This is a genomic window from Pseudomonadota bacterium, assembly GCA_037200975.1.
Taxonomy (GTDB): Bacteria; Pseudomonadota; Gammaproteobacteria; order Steroidobacterales; family Steroidobacteraceae; genus CADEED01.
Genome location: JBBCGI010000001.1, coordinates 3848303 through 3870299 on the forward strand (window position 1 = coordinate 3848303; position 21997 = coordinate 3870299).

General features: G+C 67.0%; 8 protein-coding genes. 6 read left to right on the forward strand and 2 right to left on the reverse strand.

What is annotated here, in order from left to right:
- Positions 1-47: 47 nt before the first annotated feature.
- From WDO72_17290 to WDO72_17315, 6 genes are all read left to right on the forward strand, one after another.
- The gene (locus WDO72_17290) at positions 48-2363 is read left to right on the forward strand and encodes a tetratricopeptide repeat protein (GenBank protein ID MEJ0087431.1); all 2316 of its coding nucleotides are present in this window, start codon (positions 48-50) and stop codon (positions 2361-2363) included.
- Between the two features lie 7 nt (positions 2364-2370).
- The gene (locus tag WDO72_17295) at positions 2371-4344 is read left to right on the forward strand and encodes a hypothetical protein (GenBank protein MEJ0087432.1); all 1974 of its coding nucleotides are present in this window, start codon (positions 2371-2373) and stop codon (positions 4342-4344) included.
- A 249-nt stretch (positions 4345-4593) separates the two neighbouring features.
- Positions 4594-5415, forward strand: coding sequence for a VPLPA-CTERM sorting domain-containing protein (locus tag WDO72_17300; GenBank protein ID MEJ0087433.1), 822 nt, complete (start codon positions 4594-4596; stop codon positions 5413-5415).
- Positions 5416-5456: 41 nt separating this feature from the next.
- Positions 5457-6932, forward strand: coding sequence for a hypothetical protein (locus WDO72_17305; GenBank protein MEJ0087434.1), 1476 nt, complete (start codon positions 5457-5459; stop codon positions 6930-6932).
- Positions 6933-7018: 86 nt separating this feature from the next.
- Positions 7019-8620, forward strand: a complete 1602-nt coding sequence (locus tag WDO72_17310) for a ShlB/FhaC/HecB family hemolysin secretion/activation protein (protein MEJ0087435.1) — start codon at positions 7019-7021, stop codon at positions 8618-8620.
- Positions 8620-18453: a filamentous hemagglutinin family protein gene (locus WDO72_17315; GenBank protein MEJ0087436.1), complete on the forward strand. Its 9834-nt coding sequence runs from the start codon at positions 8620-8622 to the stop codon at positions 18451-18453. The genes WDO72_17310 and WDO72_17315 overlap by 1 nt, the downstream gene beginning before the upstream one ends.
- Here the strand turns inward: WDO72_17315 and WDO72_17320 are convergent, their stop codons facing one another.
- On the reverse strand, positions 18454-20226 hold the full coding sequence (locus WDO72_17320) for a tetratricopeptide repeat protein (protein MEJ0087437.1): 1773 nt from the start codon (positions 20224-20226) through the stop codon (positions 18454-18456). It lies immediately after the preceding gene.
- Positions 20223-21953, reverse strand: a complete 1731-nt coding sequence (locus WDO72_17325; protein ID MEJ0087438.1) for a tetratricopeptide repeat protein — start codon at positions 21951-21953, stop codon at positions 20223-20225. Before WDO72_17325 ends, WDO72_17320 begins: the two co-directional genes overlap by 4 nt.
- Positions 21954-21997 lie beyond the last annotated feature (44 nt).

The window sequence follows — 21997 nt, forward strand, 5'->3', positions numbered from 1 at the left end:
TTTTCCTCGCCACCGCACTGACCGCGTGCGGTGGTGCGCAATCCCGCATGGCCTCGCACATCGAAAAGGGCAAGCAGTACCTCGACGATGCGAACTACCAGAAGGCCGGCGTCGAATTCCGCAACGCCCTGCAGATCGATCCGAAGAACGTGGAGGCGCGCGTGTTGTCCGGGCGCGTGGCCGAGCTCGGCGGTGACTACCAGGCGGCGGTGGGCGCGTTTCGTGGAGCGCTGGCCAACGATGCGGACAACGTTGCCGCGCGCGCCGCGCTAGCGCGCATCATGTTGTTTGCCGGTGATCCGGCGCAGGCGCTCGAGCTGCTCGAGCCGGGGCTAGCGAAAACTCCGCAGGACGCGGATCTGCTGGCCGTGCGGGCGGCCGTGCGGGTGGTCCAGAAGGACAAGCCAGGCGCACTCGCGGACGCCGAGCTGGCGCACAAAGTGGCGCCACAAAACGAAAATGCCGTCGCCATCCTCGCGGCGCTCTACCAGCAGTCCGACGATCCGGCGCGCGCCGAAGCCTTGCTTCGGGAGACGGTCGAACGGAATCCGAAATCGGTGGACCTGCGCGAAGTGCTGGCGAACATGTACGCGTCGTCCGATCAGGGGGCCAAGGCCGAAGAGCAGATGCGCGAAGTCATCAAGCTGCGGCCCAATGAGCTCGCCCGGCGTACGCGCCTCGCGCTCTACCTGGCGCGCGCGCGGCGCCTCGACGACGCGCAGCAGGTCCTGGCGGATGCGGTCAAGGCGATGCCAACCGACGACCAGGCAAAATTGCAGCTGGTCGATTTCGTCGCGAGTCAACGCTCGCGCGAGCAGGGCGAGAAAACACTGCGTGATTTCATCGCCGCGGACCAGGACAACGATGACCTGCGGCTCGGTCTGGGTGCGCTGCTGCAGCGGACCGGCGCCAATGAAGAAGCAGTTGCCGTCTATCGGCAGATGATCGATCGGGACGCAGAGAGCCCGAAATCTCTCGTCGCGCGCAACCGCATCGCCTCGATGCAGGCCGCCAGCGGAAAACTGGCGGAGGCGCAACAGACCATCGACGAGGTGCTGAAGAAAAATCCGCGCGATCTCGACGCGCTCACGCTGCGTGGCAACCTCGCGCTCGAGCGCAACGATCCCGCGGCGGCGATCGCCGACCTGCGCACCGTCCTGCGCGAGCAGCCCCAGGCGCACATCGTACGTCGCGCGCTGGCGCGCGCCCACCTGGCGAACGGCGAACCGGCGCTGGCCGAGGACGCGCTGCGCGAGGCGCTGCGGCAGACACCGAACGATGCTGCGATCCGCATCGATCTCGCGCAGCTGCTCACGCAAACGAATCGCGCCCCCCAGGCGGTGACGCTGCTCGAGGAAACCGTGCACCAGCAGCCGGCCGACGCTGCCGCGCGCGAAATGCTGGTGCGCGCCTACATCGCGACCGGCGATTTGCCCGCCGCACGCACCGCGGCCGAAGATCTGAAAACGCTGCGCGCGGAAGCGTCCAGCGGGCCGTATCTCGCGGGTGTCATTGCCCTGGCGCAGAACCGTGCCGACGACGCGCGCCGCGAGCTCACGCATGCGCTCGAGCTGCAGCCGGAGGCCATGGATGCGCAGGTGGCCTTGACGCGGCTCGATCTCGCGCAGGACAAGTCCGCCGATGCCGAGAAACGCATTCGGGCGCTGCTCGAGAAATCGCCGCGCAACGTGATCGCTCGCAATCTGCTGGGCGAGTTGCTGGTCGCGAGAAAATCCAACCGCGAAGCGGCGGACCAGTTTTCCCAGGCGATCGTCGACCAATCCAAATGGCCGGTGCCGTATCGCAACCTGGCGTTGACGATGGGTTCGCTGGGCGACCAGAAAGGCGCATTGGCCGCCTACGAAACCGGGGTCAAGGCGACCGACTATGCGCCCGAGCTGGTGTTCGACCTGGCCGGCATTTACGAGCAGCAGGGCAAACCCGACGCGGCCATCGCGTTGTACGACACCGTGGTTCGGCGGGATCCGCGCCAGGAAATCGCGGCTAACAACCTGGCGATGCTGCTGGTCAGCCACCGCACCGACAAGGCGAGTCTCGAGCGCGCCAAGCAGCTTACGGCAGGTTTCGCCAATTCGGAGCAGGGCAATTTTCTCGATACGAGCGGCTGGGTGCGCCTGAAGGCGGGAGACGTGAACGACGCGTTGCCGTTGCTGGAGCGCGCGGCAAGTCGCGCACCGGAGTCGCGCGTGATCCGGTATCACCTCGCCATGGCGCAGATCGAGGCCGGCCAGCACGCGAAGGCGCGCGGCAATCTCGAAACCGTGCTGAAGGACGACGCGAATTTCTCGGGGCGCGAGGCCGCGCGCGCCGCGCTCGAGAATCTCAAACGCAGCAGCAGCTGAGGCCAGAATGAAGAACCCGATCAGGCTGTTGGCGGCGTTCGCGCTGCTGACTCACGGAACTGTCTTCGCGCAAAACTCGTTGCTCGATGAAGTGCGCACGGTGGGCGCGGACAACGCGCCCGCGCCGGTCGAACGCGTGATGAGTATTCCCGCAGCTGGCAACTACGAACTCGTCCTGACGGATCTGGGCGCGCCCGCCGCGCCTCTTGCGGAAATAAGATTGGCGATCACGCGTGGCAAGACCGTGCTGGGAATTCCGCGCACCGATCCAGGTGTACTGGCTTTCACCGCGACCGAAGTCGGCGACCACGTCGTGCGTGTCACGGGCCGGCCGGGCGGCGCGCCGGGGGCGGGATTGTTCAGAGTTCAGTTACGCGCGGCGGGCGCGACCGCGGTGATCGACGAGTTCGTCGACGTTCTCGCGCCGCCTCCCGGCGCGCCGAATTCCGGGCAGTATGTATTCGACGCCTCGTTCACCGTCCCCCTGAGCGGCAACTTCAACGTGGTGCTGCGCGATCTGGTCTGGCCGCAGGCCATGACGACATTGATCGCAGCCGTCGTGGAAGAGGGTGGCCCGTTGCTGGCCGCGCTCGACGGCGTGGCGGGCAATCCGGCCCAGCAGACGATCGCGCTGGTCGCGGGCCGCCAGTATCACGTGTTCGCGATCGCCGAGCCGTTGTCATCCACCGCGGGTGGTTTGTATTCGTTGCGTGTGAGTGGCGGCGGCGTGCCGTTCGAGCGCAACGTGGGCGTTGCCGGAGTCGCGCTGCTCGGCGAGAAGGTGCTGGCAGCGGGCGCGCACGAGCTGGTCGTCGGCGACCTGGGGTTTCCGGCCGCGGCCGCGCATCTGGGAGCGCATGTGCTCCGCGACGGACAGAGCGTTGCCTCGACGAACGCCGTTGGCACTACTGCTTTCACTGCGGTCGCCGGGCTCCATCAGGCGTTCGGTTTCCTGGAGCCCACGTTGACCGATGGCGCGGGCAGCATGCGCGCGCAAATCCAGCCGCAGGGACAGCCCGCGGTGCTGAGCGGCGTGTTGCCGGTGGCATTGCCAGGCAGCGGCGTAACGCCTTACACCTTCGATGGCCCGGTGGTCGCGGCAACCTACAAGCTGCGCCTGGCCGATTATCAGTTTCCGGCGGCGTTCACCTCCGTGGGAATCGCCGCGACACAGAACGGCAGCGTGCTTGGTACGCCACTGATGGTGCCGGGCGCATTCGATGTGACGACGGGTGCCGGCCGCGTACAGTTGCTGGTATTCGCGCGCGCGACTCCGTCGGGCGGCTTGTTCGGCGTGGACCTCGTTCCGAACGGCGGCGGCGCAACGTCCATCGAAACCACGCAGGGCGTGGGTCAGCTGTTCACCGCGCGCAAAGTCAGCGTCACGGCCGCGGCGCGCTACGACGTGACACTGTCCGACGTGGGGTTTCCTGCGGGATTTGACGATCTCGCAGCCGCCGTGACGCGCGGCAGCGAACGGGTCGGCCTCATTTTCGGCCCGGGCAAGTTCGATTTCAGCGCCACGCCCGGCAACTATTTCATCAACGTCATCGCCCGGCCGAAAGCCAACGAAAGTTTCGGCACCTACGCCATTTCGGTTGCGGAGAAACCGCCGGCGCCCGTGGTCACGTTTACCGCTACACCCGGATCGGCAATCACCGGCAATTCCGTGGAGCTCAGCTGGAGCGCCACCAACGCCACCGGCTGCACGGCTTCCAACGGCTGGACGGGCGCCAAGGCGGCCAGCGGCACCGAGCGCACGGCGGCACTCACGACGGCGGCCACCTACACGCTCACCTGCACCGGCAGCGGCGGCGATACCGCGAAAACCATCACCGTCGAGGTGCGTCCGGCGTCTGGCGGTGGTGCCGGCGGCGGCAGCGGCTCGCTCGACCCGCGCACGTTGCTGGCGGTGCTCGGAATGCTGCTGTTTTCCGCGGTCGCGCGCCGCGCGCGCCCCGCGCGCCCCGCGTCAAGATAGTTAGGTATCTGGCGCCGAAACGGCGCAATGTAGTTAGATTACGGCGCACGCCAGCGCCCGTCTGCAAGTGTCATACATTCGTCTGCGACGCCGACGGGCGACATAACGACACGACACACTTCACGTTTTCTTTGCCGAACTGTCATATGCGAACTCTAGTTTCGCACCCAGCCGTCGGGTAACTCAGGTGAATGGGGACCGGGCCCGACGACGTACTTGGGTCTCAAAACAATCGACAGGAGATATTGCATGAAGGCTATCTGGAAATTTTCCGCCGTCGCGGCGCTCGCCCTGAGTGGCGGGCTGGCGCAGGCAGACATCGCTCTACCAACCGCACCCACCGGCAGCAACCTGGTGCTGTTCATTCGTGACACAACCCCGGGTGCCAATCCGAACCGGGTTTATGCGCGCGGCCTCGACCTGACGGTCGACAGCGTGCTCACCCAGGCGGCGGCGAACGGTACGTATGCCTTCGCGCAGTCGATCCCGTTCACCATTCCGTCGCCCATCGGTCCGGATGCCAATCTGACCGCGTTCTTCAATGCGGGTGCGGCCGGTGCGACCTACTCGTGGACGATCATGGCGTCCTCCCAGAATGGCATTGGCCCCGGTTCGCAGCGTTACGTGACGACCACGCAGCGTGAGTTCACGGCCAACAACCAGTTGCCGAACAACAATTCGCTGAACGGTTCCTGGTCGCAGGTGAACACCATGCTGGGTGACCTGAACAGCGCGTTGCCCGATAGCGGACCTCAGAATTCCACGCAGGTGGACGGTCTGTGGGGCTCCGCTGGCGGCCTGTACGAAGGTGCGACCGGCTGGTTCGGCAGCGCCGGCACGTCGAGCGAGAACGATCTCGGTGCGACCGCCAATCTGTTCGTGCTGGTGAACACCGCCGATAGCGGCACGGCCCGCGCGCGGCTGTTCGTCGCCACCGACCTGCAGCTGAGCATGGACGGCACGTTGTCGTCGGTCGCGGCCGTTCCGCTGCCCCCGGCGCTGTACCTGCTCGGTTCCGCGTTCGCGGGTCTGGCCGGTGTCGCGCGTCGCAAGAAGGCGAAGGCCGCCTGATCGCGCGCCTTCCAATCGAACATAGTTAGGAGAATATTCAGATGATTTCCACTCGCTCCCTTTCAATCGCGGCCGCGGTCGCCATGGCGCTGGGCACCGGCACTGCGTCGGCTCTCGATTTCGCGACCACCAGTGGCTTGGCCAACGCGTCCGGCCAGCCGAACGTGCTGACGGTCGCTGGCGCTTCCGCGCAGCGCACCGCGTTCCTGCAGCTCATGAACTCCGACGTGTGCGCGTCGGGTTCGCTCGATCTGTATCGTGCTTCGCCCACCTCGAACCAGGACTTCCGCGCCTATAGCTGCACGACGGTGGGCGACACCGGCGAAGGCTCGATCGGCGAAACTCTGGGCGGCTCCGCCAGCACCAACGTGCTGGTGTACTACCGCTCGGAAGGCGGCTCGGCCTGGGGTCCGTACTCGATCGCGCAGCGCTCGGTGGTCGACTCCATCGTGGGCAACAACATCGGCCCGGATTTCGTCGGCATCAAGCAGCTCAATCTCGGTACCGGCACGACGTGCAACAACACCTCGAGCCTGACCACGGTTGACAGCGTTCTCGTGCGCGTGCACGAGTGCGCGGTCGCGGGCTACGACATCCTGACCGACGGCGAAGCGGCGGCAATCGCCGGTCTCGCCAATCGCCAGACGCAGCTCGGCACGGCCGACGTCGAACCGAAGCTGTTCACGGGTACCAACAACCCGGCGAAGCCGAACGGCCCCACGCAGAAGTTCTCGGCGGCGGCGCCGGTTGTCGATCGTCTCAAGGCGATCAGCAGCACCGCCTCGCAGGGATTCGGTCAGGTGTTCAGCATCATCGTCAACAACAATCCGGCGACCGCTGACAGCTTCACGGACGATGCCGCGCTGACGAATCTCACCTCGTCGGAGCTCACCGGCATCTTCACGAAGACGATCACGAACTGGTGCACGATTCGGCCGTCCATTGCGGGTTGCCCGAGTACCCTGGCCGCGATCAACATCGTTCGCCGCGAACCCGGTTCGGGCACGCAGGTGGCCGCGGGTGTGGAATTCACACGCGCCGGTTGCGGTGACAACTTCGCCTTCGCCACCGACACCGCGGTGGGCCTGAGCGACCACGTCTTCGAGGCCGCTTCTTCCAGCGTACTCGAGAGCACGGTTCCCACGACCGCCAACGCGATCGGCATCAACATCCTGAAGACGGGCTCCTCGGCCGTCTCCAACACGAAGACGCTGAGCATCGACGGTGTCATGCCGTTGAACACGAGCGCGGCCGACCTGTCGTACAAGTTTGCTTACGAAAGCACTTATACGTTGGCGGGAAATGCGGTGCTGCCGAGCGGCTCCGTGCCGTTCGATCTGGCCAATGGCCTGATCACGCTGTCGCAAGACGTGAATCGCATCCCGGTGAACACCGCCGTGTTCGCGATTCCTGGCCTGTCCGACAACGATTCCGGTGAGCTCGGTTCGCCGAACGGTCAGCCGACCGCCAAAGGGTCGCGCGGCGGACAGTCTTGCCGTCCGATGCAGCCGCAATAAGATCTCAAGCAGAACTGTAATCTTGTCCTCATAGACTGGGCCGACCCACCGGGGTCGGCCCTTTTTTTCTACGGTCTTGCAGCGTGATGATCCATAACAACAAGCGCTTGCGCGTGCTGCTGGGTGAATTGTTGCTAGTGCTGCTCGCACCGCAGGTCTTGCACGCGCAGGCCGAAGCGGGCGGTGCACCCGCATCCCAGGCGCCGCTGCATTTCGACGTTGCCGAATTTCGCGTGCTCGGCAACACGGTGTTGCCGGTCACCGCGGTCGAAGCCGCCGTCTACCCCTATCTAGGTCCGCAAAAAACACTCGAGGACGTCGAGAGTGCGCGGGTCGCGCTCGAGAATGCGTATCGCGCCGCCGGCCGCGGCACGGTGTTCGTCGATATTCCCGAACAGGATGTGAACGAAGGAATCGTGCGCCTCAAGGTCACCGAAGGGCGGCTGCGGCAGATCCGCGTGCAGGGTGCGCGTTTTTTCTCCGGCCGCAAGATCCTCGCCGCGCTTCCGGCAGCCGACAAGGCGCAAGTGCCGGATTTGCCGCAACTGCAGCGCGAGCTCGCGACACTGAACGTGCAGACAGCCGACCGCAGCGTGGTGCCGGTGCTGGGTGCAGGTTCCGTGCCCGGGACCGTGAACCTCACCTTGCGCGTGGACGATCATCTGCCGCTGCACGCGACCGCCGAGCTCAATGATCAGTACACGGCCGACACGTCGCGCCTGCGCGCCACGGTCGGATTCAGCTACGACAACCTGTTCGATCGCCTGGACAGCGTGGGATTGCAATACCAGACGGCGCCCGAGGAACCCGGCGAGCTCGGCGTGTTCGTGGCGAGCTACACCCGCAATCTCGGGGCCGGCCGCCGCCTTGGATTGTTCTTCGTCGACTCCGACAGCGACGTGGCCGCGCTCGGAACCTTGAGCGTGCTCGGCCGCGGCAAGGTCTACGGCTCGCGGCTGATCCTGCCGTTCTCGTCCGGCACGGATTCCACCCATGCGCTCACGCTCGGAGTCGACTACAAGGATTTCCTGGAGAACATCCGCCTCGATGCCGAGAGTGCCTTCGCGACGCCGATCAGTTATCTGAATTTTTCGCTGGGCAGCAGCAGCACCTGGAATTTCTCGGGTCACGAGTTTTCCATCAGTCCGACCGTCAATTTCGGCGTGCGCGGCGGGATCAACACCGAACAGGAATTCGCCGACAAGCGCTTCCGCGGGCGGCCTAACTATTTCTATCTGCGGGCGGGCGCGAGCTACCGTACGCCGGCCTGGCATGGTCTGGCCGTCGCCGCGCGGCTGGCCGGCCAGTACACGGTCGAGCCGGTGATCGGCAACGAACAGTTCACCATCGGCGGCGCCGACAGCGTGCGCGGTTACCTCGAAGCCGAGCAACTCGGCGACATCGGTTTCAGCGGCTCGCTGCAGCTGGAGACGGCGGCCTTGCCGCTCGGTTTCGCCGATTCCACGCTGACCGGGTTCCTGTTCTTCGACGCCGGCCGCATCTCGGTGGTCGCGCCGCTGCCCGACGAGCCGCGCGAGGCGGACCTTTCCAGCTGGGGCGCCGGCATGCGTTTCCTGCTCTCGCGCTACCTGCAGGGGCAATTCGCCTGGGCCTATCCACTGGTGCCCGGCTCGCGTACCGAAATCGGGGACTCCAGGTTGAATTTCATGCTGCGTGCTTCGTGGTAATGCGTGGAACGAACCTCGGCGGCCGGCTCACCGTCTGCGCGGCCGCGGCATTCATGCAGTTCTGCACGCTCGCCAGCGTGCCGGCGGCTGAGTTGCCCATTCCCTGTATCGCCGGTTCGTGCGGCCCGCAGGTTCCGGCATTCGTGCAGTCGGGCCAGGCCAGTGCCACGGCGGTGGGTAACACGCTGAACATCAATCAGACCACCGATCGCGCCATCCTGAACTGGCGCAGTTTCAATGTGAGCGCCGACGGCCGGGTGATTTTCACGCAGCCGGACAGCAGCTCCATCGCGCTGAACCGGATTCACCAGGAATCGCCGAGCCGCATCTTTGGCGCGGTCGAAGCCAACGGGCAGATCTATCTGGTCAACCAGAACGGCATCATCTTCGGCGCGGGCGCCAAGGTGAAGACGGCCGGCCTGCTGGCGTCGACCCTCAACATCTCGGACGAGGTGTTTGCGAGCGGCATTGTGTCGCCCGACCTGGTGCGCAACGGCCGGCCGGCGCTGCTCTCCGATGGCCGTGCGTCGGTGATCGACGCGCAGGGAAATCCGGTGCGCGGCGCCGACGGCAAACCACTCGAAATCAAGCTGAGTGTCGAGCAGGGCGCGCAGCTCACCACCGGCTCGGGCGGGCGCGTGATTCTCGCTTCGCGCAACGTGGAGAACGCCGGCCGCATCGACACTCCGGATGGTCAGGTGCTGGTGGCCGCCGGTGAGAAGGTCTACCTGGTGCCGAGCAGCGATGCGTCCCTGCGTGGCTTGCTGGTCGAAGTCGATTCGGGCGGCACGGCCTGGAACCAGCTGACCGGTGATATCAGCGCGGCGCGCGGCAACGTCACGATCGCCGGTCTTGCCGTGAACCAGGACGGGCGCATCTCGGCGACCACCACCGTGTCGGCCAACGGTTCGATCAGATTGTTAGGCCGCGACACGGTGCGGACGCAGACGCAGGGCGGCAACATCACATTGAACGCGACCCACGGCGGCAGCGTCACCCTGGGTTCCGGCAGCTCGACCACGGTGCTGCCCGAGCTCACCGACAAGGCCACCGCGGTGGACGACCAGGCCCAGGACCCATCGCGTGTCGAGATCAGCGCGCAGCGGATCGCGCTGACGGGCGGCGCGCGCATCGTCGCTCCGGGCGGCACGGTGACCCTGCAGGCGCGCGCCGATCCCTCCGCAGGAATTGGCAACGACGCGCAGTCGCAGATTCGCATGGGCAGCGGGGCGGTCATCGACGTCGCCGGCAGTACCGCATCGGCGGCGGTGGAGCGAAACCTGGTGACGGTCGAGATGCGCGCCAACGAACTGCGCGACTCGCCACTGCAGCGCGACGGCGTGGTGCGCGGCCGCGCCGTGGTGGTCGACGCGCGCGTGGGTACTCCGTTCGGCGACGTATCGGGCGCGTTGGCGTCCCTGCCGCGCGACATCGCCGAGCGCACCTCGCGCGGCGGCACGGTGGAGTTGCAGTCGCAGGGTGACGTGGTGATGACCGAAGGGTCGCGCGTCGATGTGTCCGGCGGCGCCATCGTGTATCGGCCCGGCGTCATCCAGACCTCGATGCTGGTGACCGAAAATGGCCAGGCCGTGGACATCGGGCATGCCGATCCGAACGTCCGCTACGTCGGTGTAATAAATCCGCAGGTCACCCGGCGTTTCGACCGGTGGGGCGTGGTCGAGACGATCTCGGGTCCGCAGCTCGGCCACTACGATCCGGGTTACGTCGAAGGCCGTGCAGCCGGAGTGGTGCGCATCGAGGCGCCCGCCATGTTGCTCAACGGAAACTTCGAGGGTCATGCGACTCCCGGCATTTTTCAGCGCGATCCGGCGACGATCCCGGCCGGAGGGCGGCTGATCATCGGCGCCTCCAGCCCGTTCGGCGACACCGGAGATTTTCGAGCGCCGTCGATCACGCTGGTCAACAGCCGCCCGACGGTGGTGGTCGGTCCGGACGCGCCTCTGCCTGGCAACGTGCCACTGGAATTGCCGGTCGAATTCCTGACCCGCGGCGGTTTCACGACCGCCGAATTGAACAGCAATGGCACAGTCTCGCTGCGCGCCGACACGCCGCTGACACTTTCCCCGGGCAGTACGCTCAACATCCGGGCGCGCGCGGTCGATATCCAATCCGACATCACGGCCAGCTCGGGCTCGCTGCAGTTTGCGGCCGATTTCACCGCGGACATTCCCGGCGCGAGTTTGAGCGCGCCCGTCATCACCATCGGCGACGGCGTGACACTCGACGTGCGCGGCCGCTGGCAGAACGACCTGGTCGATCCGCTCGGCCCGGTGTATCGCAATGGCGGCAGCATCGACCTGGCCGTGCGTTCATTCCAGGACGGTATCGGCCGCCTGCAGCTCGGCGACGGCGTGATGCTGCGGGCGAGCGGCGGCGCGTCGATGTCGGCGAGCGGCGTATTGACCGGAGGCGCGGGCGGTCGCATTTCGCTGCGTTCGGGTTCACAGGATTCCGCGTTGGCCATCGGCGAAAACGTCTGCCTCGATGCGTTCGGTGTCCAGGGTGCCAGTGGCGGCAGATTCACGCTCGAGACGCGCCGCCTGGAAATCGGCACGCAGGAGAGCTGGTCGTTCGCCCAGGATTTCGATCCCCTGGCCGATCTCGATTCCTCGTTGAGGCTCGGCGATGCGCTGTTCCGCGATCACGGGTTCGCCACGTTCGAATTGATCGCCACCGGCCCGGCACGATCAGCCGAACTTCCCGACGCGCTGACCGTCCTCGCGGGTACTTCGATCGACGCACGCGTCCGCAGGCTCGAGATCGATGGCGCGCAAAACCTGCGCGGCGCGGAGTCGACGGTCGAGGGATTCACGCGCAACGTGCTCGCCCCGGAATACCAACAGGCGCCGGTCAGCATCGCGCTGCGCGTCGATCCGCGTGACTTGTTCGGGCGGCCGGTCGGCAGGCTGAATGTCGAGCAGAACTCGGTGATCGCCGGCGCCTCGCGTTCCACTTTCAGCTTCGCCTCGCCCGGTGGTGTGCGGCTGGCCGGGCAGGTGTATTCGATGGGCGGCACCATCAATGTGTCGGTGCCGAATGCCGCCCCGGCGTTCGACGTGGGGTTCCTGCCGGAGCTGCAACTCGAGTTGACGTCGACCGCGCGGCTCGACGTGTCCGGCGGCACGCTGCTGCGTCCCAGCGATATCGATCTGAAACTGGGAGATGTGCTCGCCGGCGGCTCGGTGAACCTGCTCGCCGATCGTGGCTCCGTATTCCTGCGTTCCGGTTCGAGCGTGAATGTGTCCGGCGCGTCCGCAAGCCTCGATCTGCCTTCGGGTGCGGAGAATTCGGGTTATGTGCGCCAAACCATCGCGAGCGCCGGCGGTGCGTTGACGGTGCGCGCGCCCGAATCGATCCTGCTCGGGGGAGAGATGCGCGGCTTCGCCGGCAGCGGCGGCGCACTCGCGGCGCCGGGCGGATCGCTGAGCGTGCAGTTGACGCGGCGGCGCGGATTCGCGGCGGGCGACCCGGGAGTCGCCGAGACTTATCCGACCACGCCGCGCGTCATCCGCGTGATTCCGGATTCTTTCGCCGGCCAGCCTGGCAACGGCCTGGCCGTGATCGAATCGCAGCGCATTGCCGAAAACGGCTTCGACGCCCTGCACCTCGAAACCGATGGAATACTGAGTTTCGATGCCGGAGTGACTCTTTCACTCGGGCGGCAACTGCGGCTCGAATCGCCCGTCATCGATCTGGCGCCGGGCGCCACGACGCGGCTCGATGCGCCATACATTGCGCTCGGTCCGACGCTCGCGCCCGCTCGCGTGGTGGCGGCGACTTCCGGCAGCGGCAGCCTCGAGGTCAACGCCGGTTTCATCGACGCGATCGGCGATCTCGTCTTCCAGCGTGCGGATCACGTAAGCCTCCACAGCAGCGGCGATATGCGGCTGCGCGGCGTGCAGGATGCGGCCGGCATCAACCGTGGCTCATTGCAGGCGGCCGGCGAGTTGGCGCTGACGGCGTCGCAAATCTATCCGTCGACCCAGAGCGTCTTTCGCCTGGATGCCGGTGCCGAAGGTGTGCTGCGTATCGGACGCAGCGGCGGCGATGCAACCACGCCGCTCAGCGCGGGCGGCTCGCTGACACTGTCGGCCCGCGAGATCCAGCAGGGCGGAACGTTGCTCGCGCCGTTCGGAACGCTGACGCTCAACGGAACCGAGAGCGTCGACCTGCAGGACGGCAGCGTGACCTCGGTGGCCGCGACGGACCTGCTGGTGCCGTTTGGCCGGGTCGAGCTGGGCGAGCAATGGTTTTACAACGGCGTCGAGCAGCAGTCCATCCCGGAGCGGCGCGTCGCCGTTGATTCCGCCAATGTGAACATTGCCGCCGGCGCCACCATCGACCTGCGCGGCGGCGGCGATCTGTACGGCTACAACTTCCTGCCCGGCACGGGCGGTTCGGTCGACGTGCTCGATGCCGCGGCGGGTAATGGTTATTACGCCGTCCTGCCGTCGCTGCGCGGCGGATTCGCGCCCTACGATCCGGTCGAATCGGCGGGCTCGCCGCTGCGCGCCGGCGACAGCGTCTATCTATCCGGAACCGCCGGTCTGGCGGCCGGCGTCTATCCACTGCTGCCGCCCCGCTACGCGCTGCTGCCGGGTGCCGTGCTGGTGCGTCGCGTCGCGGGGTTCACCGACATCGTGCCCGGCGGCGCGTCGCGCCTGCCGGATGGCACGTCGGTCATCGCGGGCTACCGCACTTTCGCATCGAGCGGCCTGGGCGAAACCCGCTTTAGCGGCTTTGCCGTCACGTCCAATGCCGACGTCCGCAAGCTGGCGAGTTACGAGGATTTTCGCGCGTCCACGTTCTTCCCGGCGCGCGCCGAGCGCCTGGATCTCGGCGCGGTGGCGCGCACCCAGGATGCGGGTACTCTGGGCCTGTTCGCATCGACCACGCTAGCTGCGCTCGGTAACGTGCGCGCCGCGGCGGCAACGGGTGGCCGCGGCGCGCTGGTGGACATTGCCGCGCACAACCTCGAGATCGGCCCGGGAGATACGCGTCACTCGCCCGATGCGGTACGCATCGACGCCGAGCGGATCTCGAGCTGGAATGCAGCGAGCGTGCTGTTCGGCGGCCGGCGTACGTCGAATGGCACCGCCATCGAATCGGTCGCCGACCAGATACTGTTCGACGACGGCGCCACGCTCGGCGGCGCGGAGCTGATCGCGGTCGCGGACTCCAGCATCACCGTCGCGAACGGCGCGCAGCTCGGCACGTCCGCCGGCGGCAGTGCGCTCGTGGAGCGCGCCATCGACGTGACTTCGGCCAGCGGCGCCGACCCCGCGGTTCTCGCGTTGTCCAGCAGCAACCGGCTGGTGATCGGCCGGCCGGACGCTTCCACCGCGACTGGCAGTGGCCGCGCAATTCTCGCCGCGGGTTCGAGCCTGACGACGACGGGCTCGCTACTCATCGACGCGGCCGACGGTACGCTCGATGGTGAGATCGTTGCGGCCGGCGCCGAAGTCGATCTGGTCTCGAACCGTCTGACCTTCGGCGAGCAACTGGCCACCGAAGGATTGACCTTCACTTCGCAGGTGCTCGATCAGCTCCGCAGCGCCGACGCGCTGCGTTTCGAAAGCCGCGGCGTCATCGATTTTCTGCAGTCCGTGCAGCTCGGTTCGGACGCCGCTCCGTTGGGCTCGATCGCGCTGGTCGGCGGAATGCTGCGTGCCGCCGATTCGGTCGACGTCGCGTTTGCAGCGAATCGCATCGAACTCGGCGGCGCGAACGCCCCGGGTGCCGCGGGTGCCGCGGGCGGCGCAACCTTCTCGCTGGCGGCGGAGCAGATCGACCTGCAGCCGGGCTTCATCGATTTCGATGGCTTCTCGATGCTGAACTTCGAAGCCCGCGATACGCTGCTGGCGAATGGCGCCGTGTCGTTGCGTGCGCCGGCCGATCTTTCCATCTTCGCGGGCCAGCTGTCCGTGGCCTCGGGCGGCAATGCCGAACTGAAGGTGACTGGCGATCTGTCGCTGCGCGGCAGTACGCAGGCTGCTTCGTCCCGCGCACCCGGCCTCGGCGGAGAGCTGCAACTCGCCGGGCGGAATCTCGACATCGACGGGCAAATCCTGCTGCCGTCGGGACTTACGACACTCAACGCAACGCAGCGGCTGCGGCTCGGTGCGAATGCGCGCATTGACGTGAGCGGCGTCGACGTGGTCAGCGCCGATCACCGTGTCAGCTCGCCCGGCGGCTGGATCACGCTGAGCGCGGGCACGGAACTGATCGGCCTCGAAGGCTCGATGCTGGCTCTGAATGGCGGCACGGGCACAGCGGCGGGCCGCCTGTCGATCTCGAGCCCCGGCACGGTTCAATTACGCGGAGCGATGCAGGCGCGGTCGGATGCTGGCGCAGCGGGAGGCGCGTTGATCATCGATGCCGGTTCGCTGCCCGATTTCGCAGCGCTCGCCGCGGGCGTCGAAGCCGGCGGATTCCGCGGCAACCGTGACGTGCGCATGCGCACGGGAGACCTGGAATTCGGCGCGGGGCTTTCCTGGAACGCGCGCCACATCAGTCTCGCCAGCGACAGCGGGGCAGTGCGGGTGCACGGCAGCCTGCGTGCGGACTCGGACAACGAGCGCAGCAACATTTCGTTGTTTGGCGGTCGCGGCGTGACAGTGGGCAGCGGCGCACGGCTCTCGGCCACGGGCGGCGGCACATTGGGACGCGGCGGAGTCATCACGGTTTCCGCCAGCGGTGGCAGCGTGGATCTCGCGCCGGGCGCCATACTCGACGTAACCGGCACTCATGAGGCGGGACGCGTCACCGTGCGCGCACCGGCGCTGGCCAACGACATCGCGGTCGACCGTCTCGGCGCCACCGTGCGCGGCACGAATGCCATCACGCTCGAACCGACACTGGCTTTCGATGCGGTGCCTGAATTTCTCGATGCCTTCGCGCTCGATGGCTACGCGGCCACGGCACACGCGTGGTACGACACGGCAGCCGCGCTGATCCAGGCGCGCCTCGGGAATGCGAGCCCCGGCGTTTCGCTGCTGCTGCAGCCGAACCTCGAGCTGCGCCGGACCGGCGACCTGCAACTATCTACCGCCGATTTCAGCGGCTGGCGTTTCAACGGCGAACCCGCGGCGATCACGTTCCGCGCGGGCGGCGCGCTTACCGTCAACGGCGACCTGAGCGACGGCTTCGTGCTGCCCGATTCGCGCTACGTCCTCGGCGAGGGCCGCTCGGCGACGCTGAGCCTGATCGCCGGCGCGGATTTTACGGCGGCAAATGTGCAGACCGTCAACGCGGCTTCGAATGCCGACCTGAGTCTGATCGATGCCGTCGTGCGCACTGGCACCGGCGAGCTGTCGCTGATCGCCGCGCGCGATGTGGTCTTCGCGGGTACACGCGCCAGCGCCTATACGGCTGGCCTCGCGGGCCAGCCGAACCTCGACATCTCCGGAACCACGCTGGTCGAGTTTCCGACCGGCGGTGGCGCTCTCGCGATTCGCGCGGGCCGCGACGTGGCGGGCTCCGAAGTCGTGCAGGCCGTCGGGGCATGGCAGCCGCGCCGCGGCCGCTTGACGGGCGCCGTCGAGCCGGTTCGCTGGGGCGTCGATGTCAACGCCTTCGGCTGGAATGCCGGAACGCTGGGCGGCGGCGATCTGTCGGTGCAGGCAGGCCGCGACGTGAGCGACCTCACGGCCGCCACCGCGGACTCCGGTTATGGATTGCCCGACGGCAGCGTGGCGCGGTACGCGGGTGGTGTGATGTCGATCGAGGCGGGCCGGGATGTCGGCAGTCCCTTTCTGCATGTCACGGCCGGTTCCAACCGCGTAAGCGCGGGCGGCGACCTGGCGCGCACCCGCATCGCTTCCGTGGACGGTGAGTTGCTTGGCGCATTGTTTTCGATGCAGAACGCGCGCCTCGACGTGCTCGCGCGTGGCGATGTCGCGATCGAAACGATCTTCAATCCAACCATGCTGGTGCAGACGCAGGTCCCTGCCTCGCAGCGCAGCTACTTTTTCACCTACGGCGACGATGCCGGGTTTTCGGCGAGCAGCGTCAGCGGCGACTTGTCGATGATGACCAGTCCATCACACGTGGGCGCCTTCATCGGCAACCAGGTCGCCAACAACAGTGGCGCCTCGCTGCGTTATGCGCCACCGAGCCTGGCATTACGCGCGCTCGATGGCGATATCACCCTGGGAACCGCGCCGATCCTGTTCCCGGCGCCCGCTTCCAACCTGGAATTGTTTGCCGGTCGCGACCTCAACTTGCGCGGCAGCAGCATCCGCATGTCGGACGCGGCATTCAACACCTTGCCCATCCCGACGCGGCCCGCGGGTTCGCCCGCGGTCACCGACCTCACGCGCTTTACGCAGGCGCTGCACCATGTCAACGACCTGGCACCCGCGCGCATCACGGCAGGACGCGACATCCTGGGCGGCGACCTCGCGCTTCCCAAGGCGGCGCGCGTGCAGGCCGGTCGCGACATCCGCGATTTCACGCTCACCAACCAGAACCTGCGCGCCACCGACCAGACGCTGATTGCCGCGGGACGGGATTTCACGATCTCGAGCGCGGCCATCAACGCCAATATCGAGGTGGGCGGACCAGGCCGCCTCGACGTACTCGCGGGCCGCAACATCGATCTCGGATTCTCGAAGGGCATCTCGACCATCGGCTCGCTGCGCAACCCGAATCTGGGCCGCGTGGGCGGCGCGGCCATCACGGCCATGGCGGGTTTCAGCCAGCCGCTCGATACCGATGGATTCACGGACGACATCGTGGCGCCGTCGTCGGTCTATCGCGACCTGCTGGTCGAGTACGTCGAATCGCAGTCCGGCGCGCAGGACCTGACGTACGACATCGCGCGCGCGCAATTCAATTTGTTCCGCGAAGACCGGAAGCGCCCGTTCCTCTTCGACGTATTCTTCCGCGAGCTGGTGCTCGCGGGCCGCGAAGCGAACACCGTTCCCGGCAGCAATTTCGAGCGCGGCTACGCGGCCATCGACAGCCTGTTCCCGGCCAGCCGCGATCCGGGCGGCGGCAAACCGTTCACGAATCCCTACGCCGGCGATCTCAAGCTGGCTTTCAGCCGCATCTATACGCTGGATGGGGGCGATATCTCGCTGCTCGTGCCGGGTGGCATCGTCGACGTGGGTCTCGCGATACCGCCCGCGATCGGGGCCCCGACGCGCACTCCGTCCGATCTCGGAATCGTGGCGCAGCGCGCGGGCGACGTGCGGATCTACTCGGCTGGCGACGTCCTCGTGAACCAATCGCGCGTTTTCACGCTGCTGGGAGGCGACATCGCGATCTGGTCCACGCGCGGGGACATCGATGCCGGCCGCGGCGCGAAGAGCTCGATCTCGGCGCCGCCGCCGCGCGTGGTGGTCGACGATTCTGGCAGGGTGGTGGTCGATTTGTCCGGCGCGGTCGCGGGCAGCGGCATTCGCGCCATTCTCACCGATCAAACCGTCAAGCCCGGCGACGTCGACCTGATCGCGCCTGCGGGTATCGTCAATGCGGGTGATGCGGGCATCGGCTCGGCAGGCAATCTCAACGTGGCCGCGCAGCAGGTGGTGGGCCTCGACAACATCCAGGTCGGTGGCGCCTCGACCGGCGTTCCGGCGGAGACCAGCAATCTCGGCGCTTCGCTGTCCGGTGTCTCGGCAGTGTCGAGCAGCGCGTCGAGCGCGGCGTCGAAGGACATCGGCGGCGGCTCACAGTCGCAGTCGGCGCCGCTCGCCGAAAGCGCGGTCGGCTGGCTCGACGTATTCCTCGAAGGATTCGGCGAGGCGGTCTGCAAACCCAACGACACCGAGTGCCTGAACCGCGAACAGCAGCGGCCGAAGCAATAGTTAGACTGGAGCGGCGGTTGCGGCGCGTGGCAGCTTGAGCAGCGCGCGCCGCGCGCGTGCCACCACCGGATTCCAGGCGCGCGACTTGTCCTGGCGGAACATCCGCACCGCGGGATACCAGATCATCGACTCGCCCTCGTGCCCGTAACGCCACTCCGGCACCAGCGGCGCCAGGCACCAGGTGGGGCGACCGAGTGCGCCCCCGAGGTGGACCACCGATGAGCAAACGCTGATCACGAGGTCGAGCGCACCCATGAGGGCGGCGCATTCGTCGAGATCGTCGATGGATTCCTGCCAATGTTCCACGCGTACCGCCGATCGGCTGCAAAAAGCGGCCAGCTCTTCGCGGTGCGGTCCGTGCTGCAGGCTGACGAACTGGACTCCCGGCACGGCGAACAGCGGCGCGAGTTCCTCGAGGGTTATGGAGCGTTCGCGGGTGCGTGTGCGCGCGACACCGCCGTGCCACGCAATACCCACGCGCAGCGACGTTTGCGACAGCCGCGAACGCCACAGGGCGACGCGATCCGCAGCGGCCGACAGATACCCGCCGTGACGTGGAAAATCCTCCGGCGTATTGCGCCGTCGGGCGGGCAGGTCGCCGAGCCGGATCCAGCAGTCGGTCTGCGTTGCATCTCGCAGCGGTCTGTCGGGAAGTTCGGCGTCGTGAGGCGTCGCAAGGTCCACGCCGGAAATCGTGGCCAACGGAAAGGAGCGCTTGTAGATTGCCGCCAGCCGGCGATCGCATTCGATGACCGCGTGCCGGGCAAGCGGCAGGATTTCGGGGATGATCGAGGCAAACATGATCTCGTCGCCGAGACCCTGCTCACGCGCGATGAACAGCGTCTTGCCTGTGATGTCCTCGCCTTGCCAGCGTGGCGCGCCGGGAGCTTTTCCAAAACGGATCGAGCGCGATTCGTAATGTCTCCAGCCCTCGCGGAACTCTCCAGAGCGCAGCAGCAACGTCGCGTATTCGAATCGATGGTAGAGGCGGCAGCTTGCGCCGGCGACCAGCGCATCGAGAATCGCGCGCGGACGGGAAAACTGACCGAGATAAATGAGCGCGGTGGCCAGGCCGCACAACGCGTCGGGGTGTTGCGGATCCGCGCGCAGCGCTGCTTCGAATTCCTGCGCCGCGGATGCGTATTGGCCCGCGCCGCTGCAGGCACGGCCAAGCCACAGCTTGGCGTTCACATCCGAACTGCGCAGCCGTGCAGCGATGGCCAGGGGCTCGATCGCCGCTTCACACTGATAAGTATCGACTAGCGCTTGCCCCAGGCCGAGCGCGGCCTCGAAATGCCCGGGGCGCGCCGCCAGCGCCGCGGCGAAGTGCGGTACGGCTTCGGCGCGCGCGTTTCGCGCCAGCAACAGCTGGCCGAGACCGTGGTGCGCTTCGGCGCATTGCGGGTCGTATTCGAGCGCGGCGCGGTACTCGTCGATCGCGTCCGCGTCGCGCCCGCGCGCGACCAGGACGTTCGCGAGGTTGAGCCGCGCAAGGTAGTTAGCGGGATCGAGCGCGACGGCGCGGCGTTGCGCTTCCTCAGCCTCCGCGAGGCGGCCCGAGGACTTGAGCAGGATGCCGAGGCTGATCCACGCGTCGATATACTGCGGCCGGGCCGCGAGCGCGCGTCGATAACTCGACTCCGCGGCCGCGTCGTCCCCGGCGGCGCGTTCGCCGCGACCGCGGGCGTACTCGCGCTCCGCATCGCCGGCCTCGGCACGGGCCGGTGCGGAAGCCGCCGCGGCAGCGGTGCCGGCGGTGGTTGTCTCGCTCACGATGGTTCCGCAAACGCGCCGTGTGCGGCGGCGAACCTGCGCAGTTGGCGCTTCACGCCGGCGATGACCGGACGCCACTCGCGCGCTTTCTCCTGGCGAAAAATGCGCACCTTCGGGTACCAGGGCATGGTTTCCCCCTCGCGGCCATAACGCCACTCCGGCACCAGCGGCGCCATCACCCAGGCGGGCCGTCCGAGCGCGCCGCTCAGGTGGACCACGGCCGAGCAGACGCTGAGCGTCAGCGACAGCGCCGTTACGAGCGCCGCATATTCGTCGAGATCGTCTATCGCGTACTGCCAGTGGGCGATCTCGATTCCGCTGCGGCGGCGAAACTCCTCGAGTTCGTCCGCGCAGCCGCCGTATTGCAGACTGATCCAGGCGAACTCCGTGGATTCCAGCAGAGGCTGCAGTTGTTCCAGCGACAGCGAGCGCTCGCCGGAGCGCGTACGGGCAGCGCCACCGCGCCAGCTGATGCCGACGACCGGCTTCGAGCCGAATTGCTCGACCAGCCGTGCGCGCCACGCCAACACCCGCGATTCGTCCGCGCGCAGATAACCCGCGTGCTGTGGGAACCGTTCGCGATCGTTGCGCAGAAATCCGGGCGGATCCCCGAGCCGGGTCCAGCAATCGAATGGCGGCAGGTCGCCGGGCAATACTTCGCCGGGCGCCACTCCCACGAACGTGGCCTGTGGAAAGGATCGCTCGTAGAGCCCGACGAGGCGAGGGTCACACTCGACGATGCAGTGGCGTGCGGCGCCGATGAGCTCCGCAAACAGCGAGGCGAACATGATTTCATCGCCCAGCCCCTGCTCGCGCGCAATCAGCAATGTACGGCCAGCCAGGTCCTCGCCTTGCCAGCGTGGCTGTGCGAACTCGCGTGGCGCGAGGGTTTCGAGCGTGCTACGCGCGTGATAGTGCGTCCAGCCTTCGCGAAGTTCGCCCGCGCGCAGCAACAAGGTGGCATAGGCGAAGCGTGCCGCGAAATTGTCGGGCGCCGCGTCGACCGCTTGCTTGAGCAGACGTCGCGGGCGCGAGAACTGACCGAGGTAGACGAGTGATGTCGCGAGTCCATACAGCGCGCCGCGGCTTTGCGGTTTCGCATTCAAGGCTGCCTCGAATTGACGGGCGGCGCCGGCGTAATCGCCAGCCCCTCCCAGTGCGCGGCCCAGCAGCAGTTTGACTTCGGGAACGTCAGGCCGCAGGCGGTTGGCGACGAGCAGCGGCTCGAGCGCATCCTGGTAGTTGTCCTCGTCGAGCAGCGCTTCTCCGAGTCCTGCCGCGGCTTCGAATAGACGGGGGTTTTGCGACAGTGCGGCGGCGAAATGACCTGCGGCTTCGGTCCGCCGCTTCTCGGCCAGCAGCAGGTAGCCAAGGTTGACATGAGCCTCCTGGCAACCCGGATCGAGCCGCAACGCAGCGAGGAAACACTCCGCGGCGGCGGCCGAATTTCCCTGCTGCTGCAACAGGTTTCCAAGATTGACAGTGCCGAGATGATTGACCGGATCGATGTCGATGGCCTTTCGATAACAGGCTTCAGCCTCCGCCGCGCGTCCCTGCTGTTTGAGAAGGACGCCGAGGCTGAGCCAGGCGTCGAAGAAGCGCGACTGCAAATCCAGCGCGGCGCGATAGGCGATCTCGGCTCCCGTGAGGTCGCCGCGCGCCTTCAGTTGCCGCCCGATGGCATATTGACGTTCGGCATCGGTGGCTTGCGGGACTACGGCATTCATAAGCGCAAAGTACGCACGGCAGCAGCGTGGGCCCTGTCACGTCT

Excerpts from the sequence above, each read along its gene's own strand:
- WDO72_17300 (MEJ0087433.1), top strand. The coding sequence starts at position 4,594 with ATGAAGGCTATCTGGAAATTTTCCGCCGTCGCGGCGCTCGCCCTGAGT.
- WDO72_17305 (MEJ0087434.1), top strand. The coding sequence starts at position 5,457 with ATGATTTCCACTCGCTCCCTTTCAATCGCGGCCGCGGTCGCCATGGCG.
- WDO72_17295 (MEJ0087432.1), top strand. The coding sequence starts at position 2,371 with ATGAAGAACCCGATCAGGCTGTTGGCGGCGTTCGCGCTGCTGACTCAC.
- WDO72_17310 (MEJ0087435.1), top strand. The coding sequence starts at position 7,019 with ATGATCCATAACAACAAGCGCTTGCGCGTGCTGCTGGGTGAATTGTTG.
- WDO72_17315 (MEJ0087436.1), top strand. The coding sequence starts at position 8,620 with ATGCGTGGAACGAACCTCGGCGGCCGGCTCACCGTCTGCGCGGCCGCG.
- WDO72_17325 (MEJ0087438.1), bottom strand. The coding sequence starts at position 21,953 with ATGAATGCCGTAGTCCCGCAAGCCACCGATGCCGAACGTCAATATGCC.
- WDO72_17290 (MEJ0087431.1), top strand. The coding sequence starts at position 48 with ATGGCCTCGCACATCGAAAAGGGCAAGCAGTACCTCGACGATGCGAAC.